General features: G+C 77.7%; 3 protein-coding genes and 1 pseudogene. All 4 read right to left on the reverse strand.

Features of this window, described 5'->3' with window-relative positions:
• A pseudogene (locus AB0O40_RS37555) lies at positions 1–129 on the reverse strand (dehypoxanthine futalosine cyclase); the annotation flags it as partial.
• 54 nt (positions 130–183) lie between these two features.
• Complete coding sequence (locus AB0O40_RS37560; protein ID WP_365050774.1) at positions 184–1,167, reverse strand: AfsR/SARP family transcriptional regulator; 984 nt, start codon at positions 1,165–1,167, stop codon at positions 184–186.
• Positions 1,168–1,284: 117 nt separating this feature from the next.
• Positions 1,285–2,100, reverse strand: a complete 816-nt coding sequence (locus AB0O40_RS37565) for an alpha/beta fold hydrolase (RefSeq protein WP_365050777.1) — start codon at positions 2,098–2,100, stop codon at positions 1,285–1,287.
• Between the two features lie 124 nt (positions 2,101–2,224).
• Positions 2,225–4,294, reverse strand: coding sequence for an FAD-dependent monooxygenase (locus AB0O40_RS37570; RefSeq protein WP_365050779.1), 2,070 nt, complete (start codon positions 4,292–4,294; stop codon positions 2,225–2,227).
• Positions 4,295–4,981 lie beyond the last annotated feature (687 nt).

Here is a 4,981-nt window from a genome sequence, read left to right on the forward strand (position 1 = left end):
GGCGTCCGCGGCGGAACCCAGCGCGTGCAGCGGGGCGTGCCGGTAGAGGTCCAACGCCTCCTCGGCGGAGATCCGGCCCCCTTCGGCGGCGCGGTCGAGGACAGACTGGAGAGCGGCCTGGTCGGTCACCGGTGCCTCACCTTTCGGCGGTGTCAAGGGGTCAGGACGTACGGACGATCCAGCCTACGCCAGCCCTCCCGGCGCCCGTCCGCGCACCCCTGCCGGGAGCTCCGGGCCGTCGAGGCCCAGCCGCTCCTCGATCCGGGCGATCCGCGAGGTCAGTTCGGCGATCCGGCGCGACTGGTCCAGGACCAGCGCGGTCAGCTCGGCCGCGCCCGGCCCGCCCGGCGCCCCCGGGCCACCGCCCGAGCGCAGGATCTCCTGCTGGAGCCCCTGCACCCGGCTGGACGGCTCCAGCCCCAGGTTCTCCACCGTCGCGATCCGCAGCCGCCGGTAGACCGCCAGCGCCTCCGACCGCCGCCCCGACCGGTGCAGGGCCAGCATGTAGAGCGCATGCAGACCCTCGTGGAGCGGGTGTTCCGCGCACAGCCCGGAGAGCTCGCCGAGCAGTTCCCGGTGCCGTCCGAGCTGGAGGTCCGCCTCCACCCGGTACTCGAGGACCAGCAGCCGGGACTCCTCCAGCCGCCGGGCGGCCGCCTGCAGCCGGCTGCCCCGGCGCACGTCCATCAGCGCCGCCCCGCGCCACAGCCCGAGCGCCGCCCGGAAGCGCCGCCCGGCCGCCTCGTAGTCGCCGCCGGCCAGCGCCTCGCGGCCGGCCGCGACCTCCCGCTCGTACCGCTGGGCGTCGGTGGGCCGGTCCGGGTGCAGCACGTACCCGCCGGGGACCGCCCGCAGGATCTCCTGCGGCTCCCGGCGCCCCCCGGCCTCCCCCGCTCCGGCCTCCGCCTCCGGTCCGGGGTCCGGGTGCTCCCCCGCCTCCGCGGGCCCGATCAGCTTGCGGATCTGGAAGATGTACGTCCGCACGGTCGCGGCGGCCGTGGTCACGGGCTCCTCGCCCCATAACTCGTCGATGATCGAGTCCGTCAGGACCAGCTGGCCCGAATGCAGCGCCAGCAGGGCCAGCAGCGTGCGCTGCTTGGCCGCGGTCGGCGGCCCCGGCCGTCCCCTGAGGGACACGACCAGCGGTCCCAGCAGCCCGATCTCCATCGAAAAGCCCCCCGTGGCTCTCGTCGTGCGCGTCGCCCGCCGGCGGGGGCCGGGCGGTCCCGGCTCCCCGCCCGCCCCGCGGCGCCGCCCGCGGTCCCCGGCCGGCTCCCGCCGGCCTCAGCCCGTCGTGGCGGTCCCCGCCAGCAACCCTCGTATCTCGGCGGCCACCGTCTCCCGGTGCCCGTCCAGGTAGAAGTGACCACCCGGCAACACCTTGACGCGCGCGGGACCCGAAGTGTGACCGGTCCAGGCCGCGACTTTCTCCGGGGTCGCCGCGTGGTCGTCGGCTCCGGCCAGCGCGAGCAGCGGGCAGCTCACGTCCGGACCGGGCCGGTAGGTGTAGGTCTCGGAGGCCCGGAAGTCGTTGCGGATCGCCGGCAGGACCAGCTCCCGCAGGTCCGGGTCGTCCAGCGCCTCCAGCCCGCTGCCGCCCAGCCCCCGCACGTAGGCGACCAGCTCCGCCTCGGTGGCGGTGTGCACCCGCTCGCCGTGCGGTACCTCCGGGCCCCGCCGGGCCGACACGACGAGCGCCCGCGGCTGCACCCCGGCCCGCTCCAGCCGGCGTGCGGTCTCGAAGGCCACCGACGCCCCCAGGCTGTGCCCGAACAGCGCCAACGGCCGGTCCGTCCAGGGCAGCAGGGCCTCCGCCGCCAGGTCCGCCAGCTGCGCGACGTCGTCGATCAGCGGCTCGGTGTACCGCTCCAGACGCCCCGGGTACTGCACCGCCAGCACCTCCACCGACGGCGCCAACAGCCCCGACAGCGGCCGGTAGTACGGCGCCGAGCCGCCCGCGTGCGGGAAGCAGGCCAGTCGTACCGGCGCCTGCGGCGACGGGTGGAAGCGGGTCAGCCAGGCCGTGCTCAGCGCCCCGTCGCGGTCACCGCGGCCCGCCGCGCCCGCCGCGCCCGTACCCGCACTCGTCCCGTTCCTCATGCCCCGGCCTCCTCTCGCCCGACGCGCCACCGCGGCGGTCCGGAGCCCCCAGGACTACCCGACGCGGTGCCGTTCGCGCACACCAGTGCCGGGGCGGCGGCGGGGCGGGCGCCGGCGCCACCCCTCAGGACCGCTCCCGGCGGGGCGCCGAGGCGACCAGGTCCACCCGCCCGGAGACCAGCGCGAGCTGCAGCCGGGCCGACCACGGGTCCCGGCCGGGCCGGTCCGGCGGCTCGGGCGTCCAGCCGTCCGGCACCCGCACGGCGACCGCCAGCCCGGCGTCGTTGCGCACCCGGTCCGCCTGCTCCAGCAGCTCGGACCACCAGTCGCGGCGCAGCGGGTCGGGGTGCAGCAGCACGCCCGTCACCCCCCGCGCGGCCAGCGCCCGGATCCCCTCGGTCAGCCCGGCCGGGCCCCGCGGGCAGACCAGTTCACCGAAGAGCGGGACGTCCCCGTCGAGGCAGCCCGGCAGGGCCTCGCCCACGTGCACCGGCAGGTCGCGGCGGTCCCGTCCGACGGCCGGCGGCACCGCCGGAGCCGGTCCGTACTGCTCGACGTACCCCGGGACCAGTGCGACGTACAGGCCCTTGCGCGGGCCGTACGGGACCCGAGCCAGCACCAGCCCCGCGCCGCGCTCGCCGGCCGCCCGGACGCCCGCGGACCGGGCCTCGGAGCGGGACAGCGGCGCGGCGGACGGGTCCGGGGCCGGCTCGGTGAGGACTTCGAGGAGGCGGTTGGGCAACCGCAGGCCGCCCCGCAGGAAGGGCGCGCCGACCGCGTGCGCGGCCGGACCGCCCGCGGTGGCGCCCCGGTAGACCGTCTCGGCCGCGCCGATCTGCTCGGGGAAGCGGCGGCGCAGGCTGCCGTACCCGGGGGCGGCGGTGCGGCTCAGATAGTGCAGTCCGAACTGCGCGGGCGGCAGCCGCAGCCGCCTCCCGAACCCCTCCCACCAGCGCATCCCGCGCTCGGCGCGGTCCTGGGCGCGGGTCGCCCGGGGGCGCCGGACCCGCTCGTACTCGGCGAGGGCGGCGGCCGGTTCGGCGTGCCGGGCGACGGCGGCGGCCAGCGCGACGGCGTCCTCCAGGGCCATCGCCGGGCCCGAGCCGGTGGCCGGATGGACGGTGTGCGCGGCCTCGCCGAGGACCACCGAGCGGCCGTCGGACCAGTGCGCGCTGCGGACCACCGGGTACTGCGCCCACCGGCCGCCGGCCGGCGCGGCGACCAGCTTGTGCCCGTCCAGGCACTCCTCGAACAGCTCGCCGAGCAGGTCCGCGGCCCGCTCCTCGGCGTACGGCGCCGGCCAGGCGGCCCGCCGGGTGACCGGGTCGGTCAGCGCGATCACCTCGGTCAGCCCCGCGCCGTACGGATGCACCCGCAGCGCGAAGTGCCCGTGCACCGACTCGGCGAACGCCAGCCCCACCCCCGCGAACCGCGCCTCGGTCCGCAACCGCAACCACGGCACGGGCCCGCTCCGCACGGTGGTCCCGAAGGGGTCGGGGGCCTGCCGGGGGGTGGGGTCGGGGGCGGTACCGGGGCCGGCCTCGCGCCCGGGGGCGGTTCCGGGGCCGGGTGCCTGACCGGGGGCGGGGTCCGGTGCGGCTCCGGAACCGGCGGCCCGGCCGGCGGGCTCGTGGTCGTCTCGGGCCGCGCCCGGGGCGGAGTCCGGCGCGGCGTACCGGGCCGTGTAGGCGACCAGGGATGCGGCGGGGGTGTCCAGCTCCACCGCGGTGGCGGTGAACCGGACCCCGGCGCGGACGGCCTGTTCGCGCAGGATCCGGAGCAGCTCGTCGTACGGCAGGCCGAAGCGCTCGAAACCGCCGTAGCGGAGGGTGGCCCGCGGATGCCGCAGCTCCAGCCCCCGGGCCGGCACCGCCACCGCGACGATCCGCTCGTACGTCTGCGGATCCACCCGCCGCACCTCGCCCAACACCCGCCCGGACAACACGGCGGCGAGGGTGTCGGTGACGGGGCCGTGGCCCTGGGGCGGCTGCACGAGGTGCGCCGGGAGCGCGGCTCGGGCCGCGGGTGGCCCGGGCGTTGCGAGCGGGGCTCGGTCTGTCGGCGGCCCCGGGGGCGTGGGCGGGGCGGGGTCGTGGAGGCGGACCTCGGTGGCCGGGTCGGCCAGGCGGATCAGCCGGGCCAGGAAAAGACCCGCCGGGCCGCCGCCGGCCACGGCGACGTGCCCCCGCCCCATGCCCACCGCGCTCCCCCTCGGCCCCTCGCCCACCAGTGTCCGAGTCGAGCATGTCCCCTCGATGTGAAGCCCGGGTTGAGTCCCGGTTGAGTCCCTTTCCAGGCCCTCTCGACGCCACCCCTGATCCATGTCAGTCCCCATGCCACCCCGCCCCGGCGGGGGCGTGACGTGGCAAATCCAGCCCCGCCGGCGCTTGAGGCGCGGGGTCCGGGGCTGCGCCCCGAAACCTGGGCCCCGCCCACCCTCTGCGTCCCGCCGCACCGGGGACATCCCCGCCCCGCCGGGGAGTAGCAACTTCAGCCCCGCCAGGGAGTAGCAACTTCAGCCCCGCCAGGGAGTGGCAACTCCAGCCCCGCCGGGGAGTGGCAACTCCAGCCCCGCCAGGGAGTGGCAACTCCAGCCCCGCCGGGGAGTGGCAACTCCAGCCCCGCCGGCGTTTGAGGCGCGGGGTCCGGGGCGGCGCCCCGAAACCTGGGCCCGCCCACCCTCTGCGTCCCGCCGCACCGGGGACATCCCCGCCCCGCCACGGAGTAGCAACTCCAGCCCCGCCGGGCAGTGGCAACTCCAGCCCCGCCGGCGATTGAGGCGCGGAGTCCGGGCCCGCGCCCGGCCGCTGCGCGGAGCCAGACCCCACCCCCCCCCATCCAGAACGGAAGAGCACACCTCAGAACTCCAGTCAAAAAAGCA

The organism is Streptomyces sp. NPDC089919 (assembly GCF_040684615.1).
Classification (GTDB): Bacteria; Actinomycetota; Actinomycetes; order Streptomycetales; family Streptomycetaceae; genus Streptomyces.

Coding starts and splice junctions, on each gene's coding strand:
- AB0O40_RS37560 (WP_365050774.1), bottom strand. CDS start 1,167: ATGGAGATCGGGCTGCTGGGACCGCTGGTCGTGTCCCTCAGGGGACGG.
- AB0O40_RS37565 (WP_365050777.1), bottom strand. CDS start 2,100: ATGAGGAACGGGACGAGTGCGGGTACGGGCGCGGCGGGCGCGGCGGGC.
- AB0O40_RS37570 (WP_365050779.1), bottom strand. CDS start 4,294: ATGGGGCGGGGGCACGTCGCCGTGGCCGGCGGCGGCCCGGCGGGTCTT.